At 53.7% G+C, this 22,158-nt stretch carries 20 protein-coding genes; 8 read left to right on the top strand and 12 right to left on the bottom strand.

Annotated features, from left to right (window positions below; all coding sequences use genetic code 11):
- Nucleotides 1-77: 77 nt before the first annotated feature.
- The 8 genes from era to rpoE all read right to left on the bottom strand — a co-directional run bounded on the left by era (nucleotide 78) and on the right by rpoE (nucleotide 7,503).
- Nucleotides 78-983, bottom strand: a complete 906-nt coding sequence (gene era, locus O3S68_RS00100) for a GTPase Era (RefSeq protein ID WP_269230555.1) — start codon at nucleotides 981-983, stop codon at nucleotides 78-80.
- The gene (gene rnc, locus O3S68_RS00095; RefSeq protein WP_044489704.1) at nucleotides 980-1,660 is read right to left on the bottom strand and encodes a ribonuclease III; all 681 of its coding nucleotides are present in this window, start codon (nucleotides 1,658-1,660) and stop codon (nucleotides 980-982) included. Before rnc ends, era begins: the two co-directional genes overlap by 4 nt.
- A gap of 210 nt (nucleotides 1,661-1,870) precedes the next feature.
- Nucleotides 1,871-2,845 (bottom strand): signal peptidase I, encoded by a 975-nt coding sequence (gene lepB / locus O3S68_RS00090; protein WP_020454748.1) that lies wholly within the window; start codon nucleotides 2,843-2,845, stop codon nucleotides 1,871-1,873.
- Nucleotides 2,846-2,860: 15 nt separating this feature from the next.
- Nucleotides 2,861-4,660 (bottom strand): translation elongation factor 4, encoded by a 1,800-nt coding sequence (gene lepA / locus O3S68_RS00085; protein WP_020454749.1) that lies wholly within the window; start codon nucleotides 4,658-4,660, stop codon nucleotides 2,861-2,863.
- Between the two features lie 156 nt (nucleotides 4,661-4,816).
- Entirely contained in the window at nucleotides 4,817-5,296 is a 480-nt protein-coding gene (rseC, locus tag O3S68_RS00080) for a SoxR-reducing system protein RseC (protein WP_020454750.1), read from the bottom strand.
- Nucleotides 5,293-6,246: a sigma-E factor regulatory protein RseB gene (gene rseB / locus O3S68_RS00075; RefSeq protein WP_020454751.1), complete on the bottom strand. Its 954-nt coding sequence runs from the start codon at nucleotides 6,244-6,246 to the stop codon at nucleotides 5,293-5,295. Before rseB ends, rseC begins: the two co-directional genes overlap by 4 nt.
- Nucleotides 6,246-6,896: an anti-sigma-E factor RseA gene (gene rseA, locus O3S68_RS00070; RefSeq protein WP_269230554.1), complete on the bottom strand. Its 651-nt coding sequence runs from the start codon at nucleotides 6,894-6,896 to the stop codon at nucleotides 6,246-6,248. The genes rseB and rseA overlap by 1 nt, the downstream gene beginning before the upstream one ends.
- Nucleotides 6,897-6,927: 31 nt before the next feature.
- Nucleotides 6,928-7,503, bottom strand: a complete 576-nt coding sequence (gene rpoE / locus O3S68_RS00065; protein WP_000003307.1) for an RNA polymerase sigma factor RpoE — start codon at nucleotides 7,501-7,503, stop codon at nucleotides 6,928-6,930.
- Nucleotides 7,504-7,927: 424 nt separating this feature from the next.
- On the opposite strand from rpoE, the gene nadB reads away from it, so the two are divergent.
- On the top strand, nucleotides 7,928-9,547 hold the full coding sequence (gene nadB, locus O3S68_RS00060) for an L-aspartate oxidase (RefSeq protein ID WP_269230553.1): 1,620 nt from the start codon (nucleotides 7,928-7,930) through the stop codon (nucleotides 9,545-9,547).
- On the opposite strand, the gene trmN is transcribed toward nadB, so the two are convergent.
- Complete coding sequence (gene trmN, locus O3S68_RS00055; protein WP_269230552.1) at nucleotides 9,532-10,269, bottom strand: tRNA(1)(Val) (adenine(37)-N(6))-methyltransferase TrmN; 738 nt, start codon at nucleotides 10,267-10,269, stop codon at nucleotides 9,532-9,534. The two genes, nadB and trmN, sit on opposite strands and share 16 nt — an antisense overlap.
- A gap of 129 nt (nucleotides 10,270-10,398) precedes the next feature.
- Between trmN and srmB the strand changes: the two genes are divergently transcribed.
- Nucleotides 10,399-11,733: an ATP-dependent RNA helicase SrmB gene (gene srmB / locus O3S68_RS00050; RefSeq protein WP_097407585.1), complete on the top strand. Its 1,335-nt coding sequence runs from the start codon at nucleotides 10,399-10,401 to the stop codon at nucleotides 11,731-11,733.
- A gap of 42 nt (nucleotides 11,734-11,775) precedes the next feature.
- Here srmB and grcA read toward each other — a convergent pair whose 3' ends face one another.
- Nucleotides 11,776-12,159 carry an autonomous glycyl radical cofactor GrcA gene (gene grcA / locus O3S68_RS00045; protein WP_020454756.1) on the bottom strand — a complete coding sequence of 128 codons (384 nt, stop codon included), beginning with the start codon at nucleotides 12,157-12,159 and terminating at the stop codon, nucleotides 11,776-11,778.
- Between the two features lie 314 nt (nucleotides 12,160-12,473).
- On the opposite strand from grcA, the gene ung reads away from it, so the two are divergent.
- Nucleotides 12,474-13,163: a uracil-DNA glycosylase gene (ung, locus tag O3S68_RS00040; RefSeq protein ID WP_020454757.1), complete on the top strand. Its 690-nt coding sequence runs from the start codon at nucleotides 12,474-12,476 to the stop codon at nucleotides 13,161-13,163.
- 210 nt (nucleotides 13,164-13,373) lie between these two features.
- On the opposite strand, the gene O3S68_RS00035 is transcribed toward ung, so the two are convergent.
- Nucleotides 13,374-14,492: a tRNA/rRNA methyltransferase gene (locus tag O3S68_RS00035; protein ID WP_269230551.1), complete on the bottom strand. Its 1,119-nt coding sequence runs from the start codon at nucleotides 14,490-14,492 to the stop codon at nucleotides 13,374-13,376.
- 204 nt (nucleotides 14,493-14,696) lie between these two features.
- Between O3S68_RS00035 and trxC the strand changes: the two genes are divergently transcribed.
- The 5 genes from trxC to O3S68_RS00010 all read left to right on the top strand — a co-directional run bounded on the left by trxC (nucleotide 14,697) and on the right by O3S68_RS00010 (nucleotide 20,412).
- Nucleotides 14,697-15,116 (top strand): thioredoxin TrxC, encoded by a 420-nt coding sequence (gene trxC, locus O3S68_RS00030; protein ID WP_020454759.1) that lies wholly within the window; start codon nucleotides 14,697-14,699, stop codon nucleotides 15,114-15,116.
- Nucleotides 15,117-15,185: 69 nt separating this feature from the next.
- Nucleotides 15,186-15,884 (top strand): tRNA-uridine aminocarboxypropyltransferase, encoded by a 699-nt coding sequence (locus O3S68_RS00025; RefSeq protein WP_269230550.1) that lies wholly within the window; start codon nucleotides 15,186-15,188, stop codon nucleotides 15,882-15,884.
- A gap of 32 nt (nucleotides 15,885-15,916) precedes the next feature.
- Complete coding sequence (locus tag O3S68_RS00020; protein WP_269230549.1) at nucleotides 15,917-18,571, top strand: bifunctional acetate--CoA ligase family protein/GNAT family N-acetyltransferase; 2,655 nt, start codon at nucleotides 15,917-15,919, stop codon at nucleotides 18,569-18,571.
- 119 nt (nucleotides 18,572-18,690) lie between these two features.
- Complete coding sequence (gene pssA / locus O3S68_RS00015; protein ID WP_020454762.1) at nucleotides 18,691-20,046, top strand: CDP-diacylglycerol--serine O-phosphatidyltransferase; 1,356 nt, start codon at nucleotides 18,691-18,693, stop codon at nucleotides 20,044-20,046.
- A gap of 45 nt (nucleotides 20,047-20,091) precedes the next feature.
- Complete coding sequence (locus O3S68_RS00010; RefSeq protein WP_269230548.1) at nucleotides 20,092-20,412, top strand: YfiM family lipoprotein; 321 nt, start codon at nucleotides 20,092-20,094, stop codon at nucleotides 20,410-20,412.
- A 3-nt stretch (nucleotides 20,413-20,415) separates the two neighbouring features.
- On the opposite strand, the gene O3S68_RS00005 is transcribed toward O3S68_RS00010, so the two are convergent.
- Nucleotides 20,416-21,714, bottom strand: coding sequence for an MFS transporter (locus O3S68_RS00005; RefSeq protein WP_045510518.1), 1,299 nt, complete (start codon nucleotides 21,712-21,714; stop codon nucleotides 20,416-20,418).
- Nucleotides 21,715-22,158 lie beyond the last annotated feature (444 nt).

The following is a 22,158-nucleotide window of genomic DNA, read 5'->3' as shown; positions in this document are numbered from 1 at the left end:
CGTTTATTCGGGCAAGCACCTGAACACTCAAAGCCTGGCAGTTTGCCTGCAACCCGGGAGCCATAGAGAGCAGGCTCTTAGAGATCGTCTACGTAACCGAGACTACGCAACGCGCGTTCGTCGTCGGCCCAGCCGGATTTCACTTTCACCCACAGTTCCAGGTGAACTTTGGCTTCGAACATCTCTTCTATATCTTTACGGGCTTCAATACCGATGGTTTTGATTTTGGCACCTTTGTTGCCAATCACCATCTTCTTCTGCCCTTCGCGCTCAACAAGGATCAACCCGTTGATGTCGTAACCGCCGCGTTCGTTGGTCACGAACTGTTCGATCTCCACGGTGACCGAGTACGGCAGTTCCGCACCGAGGAAACGCATCAGTTTTTCGCGGATGATTTCCGAGGCCATAAAGCGCTGTGAGCGGTCGGTCACGTAATCTTCCGGGAAGTGATGCACCGCTTCCGGCAGATGCTTACGCACGATGCCCGCGATGGTATCAACGTTCAGACCGGTCTCGGCAGACAGCGGCACGATATCGAGGAAATTCATCTGGCTGCCCAGCCACTGCAGGTGCGGCAGCAGATCGGCTTTCTCCTGCACGTTGTCCACTTTGTTGACCGCGAGGATCACCGGCGTTTTGCCGTCACGCAGCTTGTTCAGCACCATTTCGTCATCCGGCGTCCAGCGGGTGCCTTCCACAACGAAAATGACCAGTTCAACGTCGCCGATGGAGCTGCTGGCAGCTTTGTTCATCAGACGGTTGATGGCACGTTTCTCTTCCATGTGCAGGCCTGGGGTATCGACGTAAATCGCCTGATACGCGCCCTCAGTATGGATACCGACGATGCGGTGGCGCGTGGTCTGCGCCTTACGAGAGGTGATGGAAATCTTCTGCCCAAGCAGATTATTCAACAAGGTGGATTTGCCAACGTTGGGACGTCCGACGATGGCAATAAATCCGCAATAGGTTTTTTCTTCGCTCATTCCAGCTCCAGTTTTTTCAGCGCCTGTTCGGCGGCAGCCTGCTCCGCCTTGCGACGGCTGGAACCTGTGCCAACCACCGGTTCACTCAGGCCGCTGACCTGGCAGTGGATAGTAAATTCCTGATCGTGCGCTTCGCCGCGCACCTGCACCACCAGATAAGACGGCAGCGGCAGATGACGACCCTGCAGAAATTCCTGCAGGCGCGTTTTCGGATCTTTTTGTTTATCGCCAGGACTGATTTCATCAAGGCGCGTTTGATACCAGCTCAGAATTAATTGTTCGACGGTCTGAATATCGCTATCAAGAAACACCCCGCCAATTAACGCCTCAACGGTGTCTGCCAGAATGGATTCACGGCGAAAACCGCCGCTTTTCAGTTCGCCCGGTCCTAAGCGCAGACATTCACCCAGTTCGAATTCGCGGGCAATCTCCGCCAGCGTATTTCCACGCACCAGCGTCGCGCGCATGCGGCTCATATCACCTTCGTCCACACGCGGGAAACGATGATAGAGCGCGTTAGCAATCACATAACTTAAAATAGAGTCACCGAGAAATTCGAGACGCTCGTTATGTTTGCTACTGGCGCTGCGGTGGGTTAATGCCTGCTGCAACAGATCCTGATGTTGAAAAGTGTAGCCCAGCTTCCGTTGAAGCCGATTAATTACGATGGGGTTCATGCGATACCAATAAATAAATGCGTCAACAATGCAGCACACGAAACCGACCTGAGAAAACCAACGCGGTTTCGTGTGCTGTGGCGCCCGGGGGAACCAGCCTTAAACTTCGGGGGAATATTCTATACGCAACGACCGGGGTTGTCGTTAGTCTGGTGGGAATAATATTGGAAATAATTAAGGGCGCAATCGCGGTGATTGCGCCCTGGTTAATTAATGAATTCCGCCGATACGATTCAGGCGCACGCCTGTCGGCCATTCACCTTCTTGTTTTTCGAAACTCATCCAGATTGCCGTGGCACGGCCAACCAGGTTCGCTTCCGGCACAAAGCCCCAGTAGCGGCTGTCTGCGCTGTTATCGCGGTTGTCGCCCATCATAAAGTAATGACCCGGCGGCACAATCCAGGTAGCCAGCGGCTGGCTCTGCTGACGATAGTAGATCCCCAGTTGATCCTGCGCGATAGGCACGGTCAGAATGCGGTGCGTCACATCCCCCAGCGTCTCTTTACGCTCGGTTAAACGTACGCCATCCGGCAGGGACTGGCCTTTCGGTAACTGGAAGAAACCGCTGCTTGCCTCACCACCGGAGCGACGTCCGAAGGTCTGCACAAAATCGCTCTCTTCAACGTTGCTGTAAGTGATAGGCAAAGCGCTACCGCAAGCCTGACCAGAGCTGCAGTTCGGCTGCACGGTCACTTGTTTAGTCACCGGATCGTAGGTCACTTTATCGCCCGGTACGCCAACCACACGCTTGATGTAATCCAGACGCGGATCGTCCGGGTATTTAAATACCGCAATGTCACCACGTTTCGGATGACCGGTTTCAATCAGCGTTTTCTGGTAGATCGGATCTTTAATTCCATAGGCGAACTTCTCCACCAGAATGAAATCACCGATAAGCAGCGTTGGCATCATTGAACCAGATGGGATCTGGAACGGTTCGTAAATAAACGAACGCACCACCAGCACAATAGCCAGCACCGGGAATACGGACGCACCGGTTTCCAGCCAGCCAGGCTTCGGACCGATCTTCTTCAGCGTTTTTGCATCAAGCGCATCGCCTGTCGCAACTTGCGCAGCGGCCTGACGTTCCCGGCGTTTTGGTGCAAAAATAAATTTATCCAGGCACCATAAAAAACCCGTCACCAGTGTCGCGATCACCAGGATCAGGGCAAACATGTTCGCCATGCCAACTCCTTAGGATTATTTGCTATCTTTGCCCACATGCAGAATGGCAAGGAACGCTTCCTGCGGCAGTTCGACGTTGCCGACCTGCTTCATGCGTTTCTTACCTTCTTTCTGTTTCTGCAGCAGCTTTTTCTTACGGCTCACGTCACCGCCGTAGCATTTCGCCAGCACGTTTTTACGCAGCTGTTTGACTGTCGAACGGGCAATAATGTGGTTACCGATCGCCGCCTGAATCGCGATATCAAACTGCTGACGCGGGATCAGTTCTTTCATTTTCTCGACCAGCTCACGGCCACGGTACGGGGCGTTATCGTTATGGGTGATCAGCGCCAGCGCATCCACGCGCTCACCGTTGATCAGCACGTCCACACGCACCATGTTAGAGGCCTGGAAACGCTTGAAGTTGTAATCGAGTGACGCATAACCGCGCGACGTTGACTTCAGACGATCGAAGAAGTCCAGCACCACTTCCGCCATCGGAATTTCGTAAGTCAGCGCAACCTGGTTGCCGTGGTAAACCATGTTGGTCTGCACACCACGTTTCTCTACGCACAGCGTGATAACGTTGCCAAGGTACTCCTGCGGCAGCAGCATGTGACACTCGGCGATAGGCTCGCGCAGTTCGTCAATGTTGTTCAGCGGCGGCAGCTTAGACGGGCTATCGACGTAAACCACTTCTTTATTGGTGGTCTGCACTTCGTAGACCACGGTCGGTGCGGTTGTGATCAGATCCAGATCGTATTCACGCTCAAGACGCTCCTGGATGATCTCCATATGCAGCAGACCGAGGAAGCCGCAGCGGAAACCAAAGCCCAACGCGGTGGAGCTTTCCGGTTCATAGAACAACGAGGCGTCGTTGAGGCTCAGTTTGCCGAGCGCATCGCGGAAGTTTTCGTAATCGTCAGAGCTGACCGGGAACAGACCGGCATAAACCTGCGGTTTGACCTTCTTAAAGCCTGGCAGCGCTTTATCTGCCGGGTTGCGGGAGGAAGTCAGGGTATCGCCCACTGGCGCGCCGAGAATGTCTTTAATCGCACAAACCAGCCAGCCTACTTCGCCACACTTCAGTTCGGTGCGATCAACCTGTTTCGGCGTGAAAATCCCCAGGCGGTCGGCGTTATAAACCTGCCCGGTACTCATCACCTTAATTTTGTCGCCTTTGCGCATGGTGCCATTTTTGATACGCACCAGAGAAACCACGCCAAGGTAGTTATCGAACCAGGAGTCGATGATCAGTGCCTGCAACGGCGCCTCCGGATCGCCTTCCGGCGGCGGAATGTCACGCACCAGGCGTTCCAGCACATCGGGCACGCCCACGCCGGTTTTCGCCGAGCAGCGCACCGCATCGGTGGCGTCGATGCCAACAATGTCTTCAATTTCTTCTGCAACACGCTCAGGATCGGCGGCTGGCAGATCGATCTTATTCAGTACCGGTACGACTTCCAGATCCATCTCGATGGCGGTATAGCAGTTTGCCAGCGTCTGCGCTTCCACGCCCTGGCCCGCATCCACCACCAGCAGTGCGCCTTCGCAGGCGGCGAGCGAACGGGAAACCTCGTAGGAGAAGTCAACGTGACCGGGGGTATCGATAAAGTTCAGCTGGTAGGTTTCGCCATTGTTGGCTTTGTAATCCAGCGTGACGCTTTGCGCTTTAATGGTAATGCCGCGCTCACGTTCAAGATCCATGGAATCAAGAACCTGGGCTTCCATTTCGCGATCGGAAAGACCACCGCAAATCTGGATGATACGGTCAGACAGCGTCGACTTACCGTGGTCGATGTGAGCGATGATCGAAAAGTTACGAATATTCTTCATATAGTGAGTTTTTATGCCTTACGAGTAACTAAGAGGCCTGTACGCGCCTGACGTCAATGTACTGAAACGCCGCATTCTACACTACAACAACAATGCGGGGAAATGCTGATACCAGGCAGAAAAGTATCGCTATTATCGTAAGACTTAAAGAGGATATTACGGCTGGCGTTCAGCGGATGCGTTGTCGACGCGGATAAGATCCGGAGGCAGGCCGACGCTGAGAATAACCGGCTGCCATTCGCTGCGCGTGGCAAGCTTTGGCGACAAACCACGGGCCAGTAAAAAACCGCCAACGCCGCCAAGCACTGCGCCGCAAAGCGCTGCGAGATCCTGGCCGAAGAGCGCCTGGAAAATGGCGCCCATGACAAACAGGCCTACCAGCGGCGACATATAGACCAGTACCGCGGAGCCCAGCAGGCTGCTCTCGGCGATGCCTAATTCAACTTTCTGCCCGGCAACTAACGGCTCGGCACTGGGCACGGCAATGGTATGCGTGGTTTGCGGACCGAGTTTATTCAGCACACGGCTGCCGCAACCGGCACGCGAAGCGCAACTGCTACAGGAAGCTTTGACATCACATTCGACCAGCGCGTTACCATTTTGCCAGGAAACGACGGTCGCCCACTCTTTTATCATTGTGCGGCCTTAAATTTGAGACTGTCCGCAATACGTTTTGCGGTTTGCGGCGGCAATTCACCGACAACCGTGATTTCAGCGTTATCACGAACCGTCGTGCTCACGGTACGTCGACCGGTGCGCAGCATCTGATCGGCGCTATTCTGATTAGCACGGTTAACGTTAACGGAGAAGCTGAACAAGCCGTCGGAATAGAGGCGGGATTCAACGGGCATATCCATGGTTGGCAGTTGGCGACGGCTGCTGGAGACTTCGCTAAACCCTTGTGGCAACCAGGCCGGTTCCCAGTTAAACACGACGTTATCGCCAGCCGGAAGTGAAAGCAGCGGCGGCAAACTGGCTTTCGCCAGTGTTTGCATGCTGTTGGTCACCTGGCCGTTGACGGTGACAGCAATAACGCGGAACTGTTCAAGGGTTTCACCATCACGATCAAGCAAATCAACGCGCATCGGCAGGCGGGTTTCTTCATCCATCCACACAATATAGCTGTAACGGGTGCCATCACGCGCCACAACGCGGATCACTTCGCACAGCCGGTCAGCAATGCGCGTGCGTCCCACGGAGATGAAATCGTAATAGGGAGAAAGACGTTTGAAGTCGGTATAAACCAGCGACGGCAGTGAATCAACGATGAAGTTGCCGTTGAGCGTGAAAGGCTCAAGGCCCGGTTCGAAGTAGCTGATCTCATTGCCACGCTGTACCACTTCGCGGCGGGGGCCGTCCATTTGCAACAACTGTGCAAGCGGCTGATCGTTAAGACGCACATGGCGGTAGCGTAACGATTCAACACCCTGCTTATTGATGCTGACAAAAGAGAGTTCATAGTTGAGCGACTGGCTCGCCACGTTCATTTGCTGCAGCAACGCCCCGGACGAAACATCAGCCGAGGCGTTGACAGAGAAGAACAAGCCAGTAGCCACAAAAGACATGGCACACCAAAGTTGCTTCATTACTGCGATTGCGTTCCTAAAGTTTGATTTCCTGGCACCTGAACAGCTGCTTGCTGTGTTTGCGCCTGCTCAAACTGAAGCTGTTCGGAGTGCAGACGGCGTTGCAGTTCGTAATCCTGCAGCATCGCATTAATGCGACGACGTTGTTCCTGCACCTGCTGTTGCTGACCGGCATTTGCCGTCGCATCAGACGGAACACCCAAACTCACCGGACTGGCTTTGCCCATCATCGGCAGCGTATTAAACACTGGCGCTTCGGGCTGTTGGGTTGATTCAGCCGAGCCATTATAGTGCTGGACGCCAACAATTACAGCAAGCGATACGCATGCCGCAACGCCCATCTGGGTAAGCTGGCTGGCCCACGGACGAACTTTGTGCCAGAACGGCATTTTCTGCCATTGGTGAGGAGCGGGCTGAGCTTCAGGAATCAATGGCGCCGGCGCCTGAACAGCGTCATTCTCAATCGCGGCCATTACTCGGGCTGAGATATCGAAATGGAGGAGACCGGCGGTATCACCACGCATGGAATCGCGGATGAGATGGTAGCTCTCCCAGGTTTTCTGCATTTCCGGATCCTGAGACAACTCAACGAGCAGCTCACTATCCAGCGTTTCACCATCCATTAAAGCGGAAAGTTGTTCTTTCTGCATGCCTAATACCTTTTTCAGTATCCCGCTATCGTCAACGCCTGATAAGCGGTTGAACTTTATTATCAATAGCTTCCCGCGCACGGAAGATACGCGAACGAACGGTACCTACCGGACAATCCATTATGGCCGCAATCTCTTCATAACTCAGGCCATCCAGCTCCCGCAACGTAATTGCCATACGTAAATCTTCCGGGAGTGACTCAATGGTACGAAAAACTATTTGTCGCAGTTCTTCTGACAACATTAAGTTCTCAGGGTTCGAAATTTCTTTCAGTGCACCGCCACTTTCGAAGTTTTCTGCTTCAATTGCGTCGACATCACTGGATGGCGGCCTGCGCCCTTGGGCAACCAGGTAATTTTTCGCTGTATTAACCGCAATTCGGTACAGCCAGGTATAAAAAGCGCTATCCCCCCTGAATGAATCAAGCGCGCGATAGGCTTTTATAAATGACTCTTGTACGACATCAGGCACATCGCCCGAAGGGACATAACGGGAAACCAGACTCGCCACTTTATGCTGGTAGCGCACCACCAGTAAGTTAAACGCTTTCTGATCTCCTTTCTGGACCCTTTCGACCAGGACCTGATCCGTTAACTGCTCGCTCATCCGAGGTAAAGTCTCCCCAAAACCAATTTCCACGCGTATCCAGAACGCCACTCCAATACTGCACTATATGAGCAAGCAGCCAGTTAGAGGGGCAGTATGTGATAAAGTTCCGTTACGCCTTTGTTTTTGTGCATCGTTCCACAGACTTTTCATTCTCACTCATTATAAGTCTGCAAACTTTGAACAATGTGTTTTCTCAAAGAAAAGACCTTAAGACCGCCAGAGAGTAACGCAATACCGCTTTTTTTTCATCTCTAATACGCCCTCGCTAACAAACTGCTTATTAATAGCTTTTTTTTCCGGTTACCTCTTTTCATCCTCGCAGACATGTTTAGCCGTTAATACAAGAGAAACAAAAAACAGTGATCAATTGCCGCTTACGGTGCTATGCTGCGCAAACACTGTTTAGTAAATTAAACAAACCATGAAAACGACTCCTGAACTCTCCTGTGATGTACTGGTCATCGGCAGCGGCGCGGCCGGTCTTTCGGTGGCTTTACGGCTTGCAGACAAACATAAGGTCATTGTTTTAAGCAAGGGTCCCATTAGCGAAGGTTCGACATTTTATGCGCAGGGCGGTATCGCTGCGGTATTTGATGAAACCGATAGCATCGAATCGCATGTGGAAGACACGCTGATTGCCGGTGCCGGGATTGTGGAGCGCCACGCCGCCGAGTTTGTCGCCAGCAACGCGCGCCAGTGTGTCCAGTGGCTTATTGATCAAGGCGTGTTGTTTGATACCGAAGTCGCTGCCAACGGCGAAGCCAGTTACCACCTCACGCGCGAAGGCGGGCATAGCCACCGCCGCATTCTGCATAGCGCCGACGCGACCGGCAAAGAGGTCGAAAACACGCTGGTTACCCAGGCGATTAACCATCCGAACATTCGCGTGCTTGAGCGCTGCAATGCGGTAGATCTGATTATCTCCGACAAAATTGGCCTGGCCGGAACGCGCCGTGTGGTGGGCGCGTGGGTGTGGAACCGTAATAAAGAACAGGTGGAAACCTGCCAGGCAAAAGCCGTGGTACTGGCAACCGGTGGTGCCTCGAAGGTCTATCAGTACACCACCAATCCGGATATCGCCTCCGGGGACGGTATCGCCATGGCCTGGCGTGCGGGCTGTCGGGTGGCGAACCTGGAGTTTAATCAATTTCACCCTACCGCCCTGTTCCACCCGCAGGCGCGCAACTTCCTGCTCACGGAAGCGTTACGCGGTGAAGGCGCACATTTGAAACGCCCGGACGGCACCCGTTTCATGCCAGATTTTGACGCGCGGGGCGAGTTAGCGCCACGCGATGTGGTCGCCCGTGCGATCGATCATGAAATGAAACGCCTCGGCGTCGATTGCATGTATCTCGATATCAGCCATAAACCGGCTGAATTTATCCGTCACCATTTCCCGATGATTTATGAAAAGTTGCTCGGGCTTGGCATTGATTTAACCAAAGAGCCTGTTCCGATTGTCCCCGCGGCACATTACACCTGCGGCGGCGTCATGATTGACGATCGCGGGCGTACCGACGTCGACGGGCTGTATGCCATTGGGGAAGTGAGCTATAGCGGTTTGCACGGAGCAAACCGCATGGCGTCGAACTCGCTACTGGAGTGCCTGGTCTATGGCTGGTCTGCAGCGGAAGATATCGCCCACCGGATACCGCATGCCCAGGCGGTCACGACGTTGCCAGCATGGGATGAAAGCCGCGTGGACGATGCCGATGAACGGGTGATTCTGCAACACAACTGGCACGAATTACGGCTGTTTATGTGGGATTACGTCGGCATTGTGCGCACCACTAAACGCCTTGAACGGGCGCAGCGCCGTATTACGTTGTTGCAGCAGGAAATCGATGAATACTACGCGAACTTCCGTGTTTCGAATAACCTGCTGGAATTGCGCAACCTGGTGCAAGTCGCGGAGTTAATTGTCCGCTGTGCGATGGCGCGCAAAGAGAGCCGCGGGTTGCATTTCACGCTGGATTACCCCGATTTACTGCCGGAATCCGGCCCGACAGTGCTCTCGCCACAAAACTACATAAACAGATAAAACGCCTGGGTCAGCGCAGTGTAGCTCTCTGAGTAACGCTGATCTGGCCCACGGATCACCAGACGATCGGCAAACATTTCGCCATCTCGCGGTGAGAAAGCCAGCAGGACCCGATGCGGCAAGCGGCTTTCTGTTTCAGTCACATCCGTACGCAAACGCAGATGCCAGCCCAGCGTTTGCGCTTTGCTGACAAAGGCTTCGCTGATTTCAATCGGCAGAACGACGCAGAAAAATCCCTCTTCCGTAATCAGCGTTGCGCCAATTTCCAGCAAGGACTGATGATCAAGCGTTGTGGTATAGCGCGCTTTATCGCGCTCTGGCGTGGCGCATTGCACCCCTTCGTCAAAATAGGGGGGATTGCTGACAATCAGATCGTAGCGCGCGGTGTTTTCCGTGCTCCACTGGCAGATATCCGCCTGATGTACGGTAATGCGCTCCGCCCACGGCGAGGCCTGGACATTTTCCTGCGCCTGCCCCGCAGCTTGCTCATCCAGCTCGACGGCATCAATTGTTACTTCTGGCGATGTGCGTTGCGCCAGCATCAGCGCCAGCAGCCCACTGCCGGTACCAATGTCCAGCACATGCCGCGCTTTGGAAACTGGTGCCCACGCGCCTAACATCACCCCATCGGTGCCCACTTTCATGGCACAGCGATCGTGCGCAACAAAGAATTCTTTAAACGTGAAGCCGTCACGGCGCAACTGAGCCTTTGACTGGGACATCTTTACAACCTCGATTCGGAAACCGGTGTAGCATAGGGGAAAGCAAAGCGCCGGAAAAGCAATAAGCAGACAACAGATGAAGATTGCAGCCGTAACGTCTATAATCGGCGCCCCACACAGAGGTAGATCATGACTGTAACGACTTTTTCCGAACTCGAACTTGACGACAGCCTGCTGGACGCGCTCCAGAGTAAAGGCTTTACACGCCCGACCGCCATCCAGGCCGCCGCCATTCCGCCTGCGCTTGAAGGGCGTGATGTCCTCGGTTCCGCCCCTACCGGCACCGGTAAAACGGCGGCATATCTGCTGCCTGCGTTGCAGCACCTTCTGGACTTCCCGCGTAAAAAATCCGGCCCGCCGCGTATCCTGATCCTAACGCCGACCCGCGAACTGGCGATGCAGGTTGCCGATCACGCGCGTGAACTTGCCGCGAACACGCATCTGGATATCGCCACCATTACCGGCGGTGTAGCGTATATGAACCACGCGGAAGTGTTCAGCGAAAACCAGGATATCGTGGTCGCGACCACTGGCCGCCTGCTGCAATATATTAAAGAAGAGAACTTCGACTGCCGCGCGGTAGAAACGCTGATCCTTGACGAAGCAGACCGCATGCTGGACATGGGCTTCGCACAAGATATCGAGCATATTGCCGGTGAAACCCGCTGGCGTAAGCAGACCATGCTGTTCTCCGCGACGCTGGAAGGCGAGGCCATTAAAAATTTTGCTGAGCGCCTGCTGGAAGATCCTGTCGAAGTTTCCGCCACGCCATCAACGCGTGAGCGCAAGAAAATTCACCAGTGGTACTACCGTGCCGATGACGTCGCCCATAAAACCGCGCTGCTGGTACATCTGCTCAAGCAACCTGAAGTTAGCCGCTCTATCGTGTTTGTGCGCAAACGCGAACGTGTGCATGAGCTGGCGAACTGGCTGCGTGAAGCGGGTATCAACAACTGCTATCTCGAAGGTGAGATGGTACAGGCGAAGCGTAACGAAGCGATCAAACGCCTGACAGAAGGTCGTGTGAATGTGCTGGTCGCCACCGATGTCGCCGCTCGCGGCATTGATATCGATGATGTCAGCCACGTCTTTAACTTCGATCTGCCGCGCAGCGGCGATACCTACCTGCACCGCATCGGTCGTACAGGCCGCGCGGGTCGTAAAGGCACCGCGATTTCGCTGGTCGAGGCGCACGATCATCTGCTGCTGGGTAAAATTGGCCGTTATGTTGAAGAGCCGCTGAAGCCGCGCGTAATAGATGAATTGCGTGCGAAAACGCGCGCTCCCAGTGAAAAGCTGACAGGCAAACCGTCGAAGAAAGTGCTGGCGAAGCGCGCAGAGAAGAAAAAAGAGAAAGAAAAAGAGAAACCGCGCGTGAAGCAACGCCATCGTGACACCAAAAACATTGGTAAACGACGTAAGCCGAGCGCTGCAAGTACTGCGCCGCAAAATACAGAAGAGTAAAAAAACGCCGGGGTATCCCGGCGTTTTTATGTGTGCCTGAAATTACAGGCTTTCAGTAAAGGTACGAGCAATAACGTCGCGCTGCTGTTCTGGCGTCAGAGAGTTAAAACGCACAGCATAACCGGAGACACGAATCGTCAGCTGTGGGTATTTTTCCGGGTGTTCAACGGCATCAAGCAGTGTTTCGCGACGCAGCACGTTAACGTTCAGGTGCTGGCCGCCTTCAACGCGCACTTCCGGTTTCACTTCCATCGGAATTTCACGGTATTCGATATCGCCGAGTTTGCTAACCGCAACCACTTCATCTTCTGCATAACCCGCTTTGGCACATACGCAACGAGCTTCGCCTTTGTCGTTATCGAGCAGCCAGAACGAATTCAGCAGGTTGTCATTGGCAGCTTTAGTAATCTGGATACCAGTAATCATGAATAGCCTCCCTTAGGCACATTATTTGATTAGCCGGATTCTTTCCGGCCAATTGGTAAAACCATTGTTGTCTGATTGTTTATATACCAGTCCGACATGCGGCATTCTTTGATTTAAATCAATAAAAACCACACAGTAAAAATGGCTATTGGGGAATATACTTGTTTTATATCAAGTTACGCCAGTCACACCAACTTAAAATTTTTGTAAATTTTAAAAATATTTTTAGGATTTTCGTTCACGGGCGACAGTGAATTTTGTTCCGGGGAAATAAGCAGTTAAGCTACGGGGAACGAACTTCGCAGGAGAGCGGGATGACCACTTCATTAACATGGCATGATGTGCTGGCAGAAGAAAAACAGCAGCCGTACTTTATTAATACCCTTAGCACGGTGGCGGCTGAACGTCAGTCCGGAATAACCATCTATCCGCCGCAGAAAGATGTGTTCAACGCCTTTCGTTTCACTGAGCTTGGCGATGTCAAAGTTGTGATCCTCGGCCAGGATCCCTACCACGGCCCGGGACAAGCTCACGGTTTGGCGTTTTCTGTTCTTCCGGGCATTGCACCTCCCCCTTCTCTGCTGAATATGTATAAAGAGCTGGAAGCCAGCATCCCGGGTTTTGTGCGCCCGCAACATGGTTATCTCGAAAGCTGGGCGCGTCAGGGCGTGCTGCTACTTAATACCGTACTCACCGTACGCGCCGGTCAGGCGCACTCGCACGCAAGCCTCGGCTGGGAAACCTTCACCGATAAAGTGATTAGCCTGATTAATGAGCACCGCGAAGGCGTGGTCTTTCTGCTTTGGGGTTCGCACGCACAGAAAAAAGGGGCGATTATCGACACAAAACGCCATCATGTTCTGAAAGCACCGCATCCGTCACCGCTCTCCGCGCACCGTGGATTTTTCGGCTGTAACCATTTTGTCCTGGCGAATCAATGGCTGGAAAAACAGGGCGAAACGCCAATCGACTGGATGCCGACACTCCCGGCAGAGAGTAAGTAAAAATCAGCCTCCAGAAAAGACGGCGTTAATTGCCCCCTGGAAGGACTTGAAAAAAGCCTCTGCCAGGCTTGTGAAATTGAAATCCAACAGCAATAAAGCAGAGCCCAAAAGGTGTTGATGACCATACCCACAGGGTGTGATTTTCAGCGAGTAGAATAAAAAAATGCCAGCATTACGCTGGCATTTTTTATTGCATATGGCGTTGCGCTATCAGGCTTTATTTTGACGCCACCACTCTGCCAGCAACACACCGGTTGCGACAGACACGTTGAGGCTTTCAACGTTGCCGGTGCCTTCAATTGAGACGCTTAAATCTGAACGAGACAGCGTCACATCAGACAAACCATCACGCTCCTGACCCAGCACCAGCACCATCTTTTTCGGCAACTCAGCTTTAAACAGCGGCGTTCCGTTGTGGCTGGAAGTCGTCACCAGCGCGTAACCCGCCTGGCGGAACTCTTCCAGCGCATCGACAAAGCTATCGCCGGTGATCGGCTGAACGTGTTCCGCGCCGCCTTCAGCCGTACGGACAGCCGCGCCAGATTCAACCACTGCCGCATCCTGCAATACCACGCCTTTCACACCGAAATGTGCGCAGCTACGCATAATTGCGCCGAGGTTGTGCGGGTTGCCCACATCTTCCAGCGCCAGCACGCAATCTTCTTCTGCGGCATTCGCCACCCATTTCTGGACGCTAAGACCATTACGCTTTTTGATCAGGAAGCATACGCCGCCGTGATGTTCTGTACCGGAGGCTTTCGCCAGTTCGTCTTCATCAACCACATGATACGCTTTACGGTTCGCGGCCATCCAGCGCAGAGCTTCTTTAAAACGCGGGGTCACGCTCTGCACAAACCAGGCGCGGACAATCGATTCAGGACGGCTGCTGAACAGTGCCTGGCAGGCATTTTCGCCATAGACGCGCGTCTCTTCCGCGCGCTGACGGCGCAGCACTTCCGGATCGATAAAACTTTTACCGCTAATACCACCGTGATCCGGTTTTTCCGGCGTTTCGTCGCCCGGCGCACGGGAAACGGTACGCCACGGCGAATCACTCTGGTTACTGAAATTGTCTCGCTGCGGGCGGCTTCTGTCATCACGAGCAGGGCGGCCCCGGTCATCGCGAGCAGAACGACTTCTGTCGTCACGGCCAGCACGACCTTTATCATCGCGGGAGGTGCGACGGTCATCGCCACCGCGCGAAGACGTTCCGCTACGCGCTGGCCCTTTCCCGGTGCGCGGGTTATAGCCACGTTTATCGGAATCATCATCACTGCGGACATACATCACTTTGACCTTGCCGCTTTTATTCTTTAATTCATCGTTCATGCTTTTCTCCACCAGCGCTGCGCGAAGCGCGCAGATTACCTGATGTGCTGGCGCTTAGCCATTAATTCGTTCAAAAGTTATCGGCTATTGTACTCATTGAATAAAACGCGTTGTCGTTTAAAACCTTCTTATCAATAATATGTAACATTGAAGAAACATACCGGCGAAACGCCGCTTTGTACCATCGCTTCCCTGAGGTTAGTTATGAATACCGTATGTGCAAGCTGTCAGGCGCTGAACCGCATTCCTGAAGAAAGAATGAACGACGGCGCGAAATGTGGGCGCTGTGGACATGAGCTGTTCGATGGAGATGTAATCAATGCGACTGGCGAAACCCTGGATAAGCTGCTGAAAGATGACCTGCCTGTGGTTGTCGATTTCTGGGCGCCATGGTGCGGCCCGTGCCGCAACTTCGCGCCGATTTTCGAAGATGTCGCAGAAGAACGCAGCGGTAAAGTACGCTTTGTAAAAGTTAACACCGAAGCCGAGCGCGAGCTCAGTGCGCGTTTCCGCATTCGCAGTATTCCAACCATTATGCTGTTCAAAAATGGCGAAGTGGTGGACATGCTAAGTGGCGCGATGCCAAAAGCGCCGTTCGACAGCTGGCTTAACGAATCACTGTAATCCTTTCGGGGCGCATCTTGTGCCCCGTTTTCAGCTCTGCGACAATGGCGTTTTTCTTGCGCGACCTTCATGACCAATAACGCTGTTCTCCAACTCCGTGCTGAGCGCCTTGCCCGCTCGACGCGCCCGTTTCTGGCGCGTGGCAACCGTATTCGCCGCTGCCAGCGCTGCTTGCTGCCGCTGAAAAACTGTCTGTGTGATACCTTAAAACCGGCTTGCGCCAATAGCCGTTTTTGCCTGGTCATGTTCGACACCGAGCCAATGAAACCCAGTAACACCGGGCGTTTGATTGCCGATATCCTGCCCGATACGCAGGCTTTTCAATGGTCGCGTACCGAACCACCGCAAGCGCTTATTGATTTATGTACCAGTGACGAATACCAACCGATGGTTGTCTTCCCGGCGTCTTATGCGGGCAGCGAACGTCAGGTGTTGAGCGCTCCCGCCGCCGGCAAACCGCCACTGTTTATTATGCTGGATGGCACCTGGACCGAAGCGCGTAAAATGTTTCGCAAAAGTCCCTATCTGGATGCATTACCGGTTATCTCCGTCGATCTGTCACGCGTGTCTGCCTATCGTTTAAGGGAAGCGCATGCAGACGATCAATACTGCACGGCGGAAGTGGCCATTGCCCTGTTGGATCTCGCTGGCGACAGCACCGCAGCGCAAGCGCTCAGCGATCACTTCACCCTGTTCCGCGAGCGTTACCTGGCGGGGAAACCGCATCATCCATCCACCATCACAGCAAACGCCGTAGAAAACGTTTAATATCATCGGGTCACTCTTTTGCGGAGGCCGGTATGAGCCAACGAGGGCTGGAAGCGTTATTACGTCCCCGATCGATTGCGGTGGTGGGTGCATCCATGAAGCCGGATCGCGCGGGTTTTTTAATGATGCGCAATTTACTGGCAGGCGGTTTCGCCGGTCCTGTCTTACCGGTAACGCCCGCCTATAAAGCAGTTCAGGGTGTTCTGGCGTGGCCGGATGTCGCCAGTCTGCCTTTCACGCCCGATCTTGCGGTGTTGTGTACCCACGCTAAACGTAATTTGACGCTGCTTGAGGCGCTCGGCCAAAAGGGGTGTAAAACCTGCATTATTCTTTCCGCTCCGCCCGAGCAGCATGCCGATTTGCTGGCCTGCGCTGGCCGCTATCAGATGCGGTTGCTTGGCCCGAACAGCCTGGGCTTGCTCGCCCCCTGGCAAGGCCTTAACGCCAGTTTTTCGCCGGTGCCGATTACACGCGGCAAACTGGCGTTTATTTCCCAGTCTGCCGCCGTCTCCAATACCATCCTCGACTGGGCGCAGCAGCGGGAAATGGGGTTTTCTTATTTCATCGCCCTCGGCGATAGCCTCGATATTGATGTTGATGAACTGCTCGATTTCCTGGCGCGCGACAGTAAAACCAGCGCTATCCTGCTCTATCTGGAACAGCTAAGTGACGCCCGTCGCTTTGTTTCCGCCGCACGTAGCGCATCACGTAATAAACCGATTCTGGTCATAAAAAGCGGTCGCAGCCCGGAAGCGCAGCGTCTGCTGCATTCCCATGCGGGACTCGATCCGGCCTGGGATGCGGCAATTCAGCGCGCCGGTTTATTGCGGGTACAGGATACCCATGAACTTTTTTCCGCCGTCGAAACGCTCAGTCATATGCGCCCGTTGCGCGGCGAACGGTTGATGATCATCAGTAATGGCGCGGCCCCCGCCGCGCTGGCACTGGACGAATTGTGGTCACGCAACGGTAAGCTGGCCACACTGAGTGAAGAGACGATAACGCAGTTGCGCGACGTGCTGCCGGAGTATGTGGAACCCGCTAACCCGCTGGACTTGCGCGATGACGCCAGCAGCGAGCGTTACATCGCCGCGTTGAATATTCTGCTCGACAGCCAGGATTACGATGCGCTGATGGTCATCCACGCGCCCAGCGCCGCAGCGCCCGGCAGCGAAAGCGCGGTGGCGTTAATTGACGCACTGAAAAAACATCCACGCGGGAAATACGTTACCGTATTGACCAACTGGTGCGGAGAGTTTTCCTCGCAGGAAGCGCGGCGTCTGTTCAGCGAAGCCGGGTTGCCAACTTACCGAACGCCTGAAGGCACCATCACGGCCTTTATGCATATGGTGGAATATCGGCGAAACCAGAAACAGCTACGTGAAACGCCAGCGATCTCAGTGAGCCTGACAGCAGATACCGCCGCAGCACACAACCTTCTGCAACAGGCACTGGCCGATGGCGCATCAACGCTGGATACCCATGAAGTGCAGCCAATTTTACGCGCCTGGGGGCTGCAAACGCTGCCGACCTGGATTGCCAGCGACAGTGCGGAAGCCGTGCATATTGCCGAACAGATTGGCTACCCGGTCGCGCTGAAATTACGCTCTCCCGATATCCCGCATAAGTCGGAAGTCCAGGGGGTAATGCTTTATCTGCGTACCGCGAAAGAGGTGCAGCAGGCTGCTGATGCGATTATCGATCGCGTCAAAATGAACTGGCCGCAGGCGCGCATCCACGGTTTGCAAGTGCAGAGCATGGCGAACCGTGCTGGCGCACAGGAACTGCGTGTCGTGGTAGAACACGATCCGGTTTTTGGCCCGCTGATCATGTTAGGTGAAGGCGGCGTTGAGTGGCGGGCAGAGGATCAAGCCGCTGTAGCGCTTCCGCCACTGAACATGAATCTGGCGCGCTACCTGGTCATTCAGGCGATCAAAAGTAAAAAGATCCGCGGGCGCAGCGCATTACGCACGCTGGATATCGCTGGCCTGAGCCAGTTTTTAGTTCAGGTCTCAAATTTGATTGTCGATTGCCCGGAAATCGAACGGCTCGACATTCACCCTTTGCTGGCTTCCGGCAGCGAATTCACGGCGCTGGATGTCACAATGTCTATTGCGCCCAGCGCCGGGAACGGTGAGACGCGTCTTGCGATTCGCCCCTATCCGCAGCATCTGGAAGAACATGTTGAGATGAGAAATGGCGAACAGTGCTTGTTCCGCCCGATTCTTCCCGAGGACGAACCTCAGTTGCAGGCATTTATTGCCAGGGTGACAAAAGAAGATCTCTATTATCGCTACTTTAGCGAGATCAACGAATTTACCCACGATGATTTAGCGAATATGACGCAGATCGACTACGATCGGGAAATGGCCTTCGTGGCCGTGCGCAGCACCGATCAGGGCGAAGAGATTTTGGGCGTAACCCGCGCTATTTCCGATCCGGATAATATCGACGCTGAATTTGCCGTGCTGGTGCGATCCGATTTGAAAGGGCTCGGGCTCGGACGACGTTTACTTGAAAAGCTCATCAGTTATACCCGGGATCACGGACTTAAGCGCTTGAATGGTATTACTATGCCCAACAATCGCGGCATGGTGACACTGGCGCGTAAACTGGGATTCGATGTCGATATCCAACTGGAAGATGGCATAGTCGGTTTGTCGCTCCATCTGACACAGACAGAGTAATCCCGAGTAAGGTACTGGAAATGTTGACCACTTTAGCAGGCTCGGTGTTATTATTGCCCGCTTATGTCGTCTGCATGCAACAGAAGACCCTTCAATAAACAGAGAAGAAACGCACTGTGATGTTGTCAAAATTTAAGCGTAATAAACATCAACAACACCTTGCCCAATTACCCAAGATTTCTCAGTCAGCTGATGATATAGAGTTCTTCTATGCTCCTGCTGATTTCAGGGAGACGCTGCTTGCGAAGATAGCCACCGCAACGCGCCGGATCTATATCATTGCCCTGTATCTTGAGCAGGATGATGGCGGGAAAGGAATTCTGAACGCGCTGTATGAAGCAAAACGCCAGCGCCCGGAGCTGGATGTTCGCGTCCTCGTTGACTGGCATCGCGCTCAGCGCGGCCGTATTGGCGCAGCAGCGTCGAATACCAATGCGGACTGGTACTGCCGTCTGGCGCAGGAAAACCCTGGCGTTGTCGTTCCCGTTTACGGCGTGCCGGTTAATACCCGCGAAGCGCTTGGCGTGCTCCACTTCAAAGGCTTTATTATTGATGACTGCGTGCTGTATAGCGGCGCGAGCCTTAACGATGTTTACCTGCATCAGCACGATAAATACCGCTATGACCGTTATCAGTTGATCCGCAATCCGCAGATGGCAGACGTCATGCAAGGCTGGGTTGAGCAGAATCTGATTCAGGGTCGTGGCGTGAACCGCCTTGACGATCCGCTGCGTCCTAAAAGCCCGGAAATCAAAAATGATATCCGCCTGTTCCGCCAGGAATTGCGCGATGCGTCGTACCATTTCCAGGGCGATGCAGATAACGAACAGCTGGCAGTGACTCCGCTGGTTGGTCTGGGTAAATCCAGCCTGCTGAATAAGACGATTTTCCATCTGATGCCGTGCGCAGAGCACAAGCTGACGATTTGTACACCCTATTTCAACCTGCCTGCGGTACTGGTACGCAATATTATTCAATTGCTGCGCGAGGGGAAAAAAGTCGAAATCATCGTTGGCGATAAGACGGCCAATGACTTTTTCATTCCTGAAGATGAGCCGTTTAAGATTATTGGCGCGTTGCCTTATCTGTATGAGATAAACCTGCGTCGTTTCTTAAGCCGCCTGCAATATTATGTGAATACCGACCAACTTGTCGTTCGCCTGTGGAAAGATGACGATAACAGTTACCACCTGAAAGGAATGTGGGTCGACGATGAGTGGATCCTGCTCACCGGGAACAACCTGAACCCGCGCGCCTGGCGTCTGGATCTGGAAAACGCGGTGCTCATCCACGATCCAAAACATGAGCTGGCCGCACAGCGCGATAAAGAGCTGGAGCTTATTCGCACGCACACCACAGTGGTAAATCATTACCGCGATTTGCAGAGCATTGCGGATTACCCGGTGAAAGTACGTAAGCTGATACGCCGCCTGCGCCGTATCCGCATTGATAAGCTGATTAGCCGCATTCTTTAACCTTAAGCCCCGTCTCTGCGATGGGGCTTTTTTTCAGGTCTTCCAATGAAATACACCTTGCTGGCAACAACACTGCTGCTGACAGGCTGTAGCCATATGGCGAACGATAGCTGGAGCGGGCAGGATAAAGCACAACATTTTCTTGGTTCGGCCATGCTTTCCGCAGCCGGGAATGAATACGCGCAACGTCAGGGCATCAGCCGTGACCGAAGTGCGGTATACGGCCTGATGTTTTCTGTCAGCCTTGGGGCATCGAAAGAGTTATGGGATAGCCGCCCGGCAGGGAGCGGCTGGAGCTGGAAAGATTTCGCATGGGATGTTGCCGGTGCCACAACCGGTTTTGCCGTGTGGCAACTGGCAAGATAGACACTAAAGCCGGATGCCTTTCCCTTTACGATGCAGCATCAGGGAAACCAGAAATGCCAATGCGCCCATCACCGTAACGTACCAGAAAAAGCTGCTCTCAAAACCGGCCGATTTGAGCGACAGCGCAACATACTCTGCCGAACCACCAAACAGCGCATTCGCCACGGCATAAGATAACCCAACACCTAGCGCACGAACCTGCGCCGGGAACATCTCGGCTTTCAGGATCCCACTGATTGAGGTGTAGAAACTGACAATCACTAATGCCAGCATGACCAGCGCGAACGCGGCATAAGGCGAAGTGACACTGTGCAGTGCGCTGAGAATCGGGACAGTACAGAGCGTGGCAAGGCCGCCGAACAGCAACATTGAGGAACGGCGGCCTATCTTGTCCGACAGCGCGCCGATAACGGGTTGAATCAGCATAAAGACAAATAACGCAACTGTCATAATGACGCTGGCAACGTTGGCATGCATTCCGGCGGTATTTACCAGATATTTTTGCATATAGGTGGTAAAGGTGTAGAACGCCAGTGAGCCGCCAGCCGTAAAGCCAAGCACCATAATGAAAGCCTTGCGATTACGCCACAGCCCTGTTAGCGATCCCGCTTCTTTCAGGGCCCGTACCTCCTGCCGTGAGGTTTCATCAAGTTGTCGGCGTAGCCACAGCGCAACAATAGCCAGTGCGGCACCGAGCGCAAACGGAATACGCCATCCCCAGGCACGTAAATCTTCGTCGCTCAGAACCTGCTGTAATACAACCACAACCAATAGAGCCAGTAATTGCCCGCCGATCAACGTGACATACTGAAATGATGCGTAAAATCCTTTACGCCCTTCCACTGCAACTTCGCTCATATAAGTCGCGCTTGTGCCATATTCACCCCCCACTGATAGTCCCTGGAACAGGCGCGCCAGCAGTAATAATGCTGGTGCCCAGGTACCGATGGAGTCATAACCGGGCAGGCAGGCGATGACCAGCGATCCCAGGCACATCATACACACCGAGATGAGCATCGATGCCTTACGTCCGCGCCTGTCAGCGATACGGCCAAATAACCAGCCTCCGATCGGTCGCATCAGAAAGCCTGCAGCAAAAACACCGGCGGTTTGTAATAACTGAGTTGTCGTGTTGCCTGCGGGGAAAAAGATGTGCGCGAAATAGAGGGAGCAAAAGGAGTAGACATAGAAATCAAACCACTCCACCAGGTTACCTGATGAAGCGCCAATGATCGCCCATACCCTGCGTCGGGTATCGCTACTGGTGAGCGAGTCTCGTGTTGTCACACTGCTTTCTGCCATTCTTCTGATACTCCTGCTAAAGATTTTGGAGATATGAACCTTGTGAATATCCATATCCACTCAGCGCAAAGATCAAAATGTTACACATTTGTTATATTGCAGAAGTGATGCACATCACATTTCAACTTAGCAAGGTAAGCAATTCAGAATAAGGCATGTGCGAATTTGAAAAAGCCCCGCGCTTTCGCATGAGGCTTTGTTTGATCAGGCAGTCACGCCTGTTGTGCGCTGGCTCCGGAGGCAGGCTGCTTTTTCCGCCACGCACAGAGGACTGCTGAAAACCGGTGACCGGCAATCAGCATCCGGCATCCGGCATCGCAGGGCGTGAGTTCGAAGCGTAAAAACGCAAAAAGGCCATCCGTCAGGATGGCCTCTTCACTTAATTAATGCCTGGCAGTTCCCTACTCTCGCATGGGGAGACCCCACACTACCATCGGCGCTACG

The sequence above is a fragment of the Kosakonia sp. SOY2 genome, assembly GCF_027109175.1.
Classification (GTDB): Bacteria; Pseudomonadota; Gammaproteobacteria; order Enterobacterales; family Enterobacteriaceae; genus Kosakonia.
The sequence above is the reverse complement of the archived record's forward strand: the minus strand, read 5'-3'. Positions and strand labels throughout refer to the sequence as shown.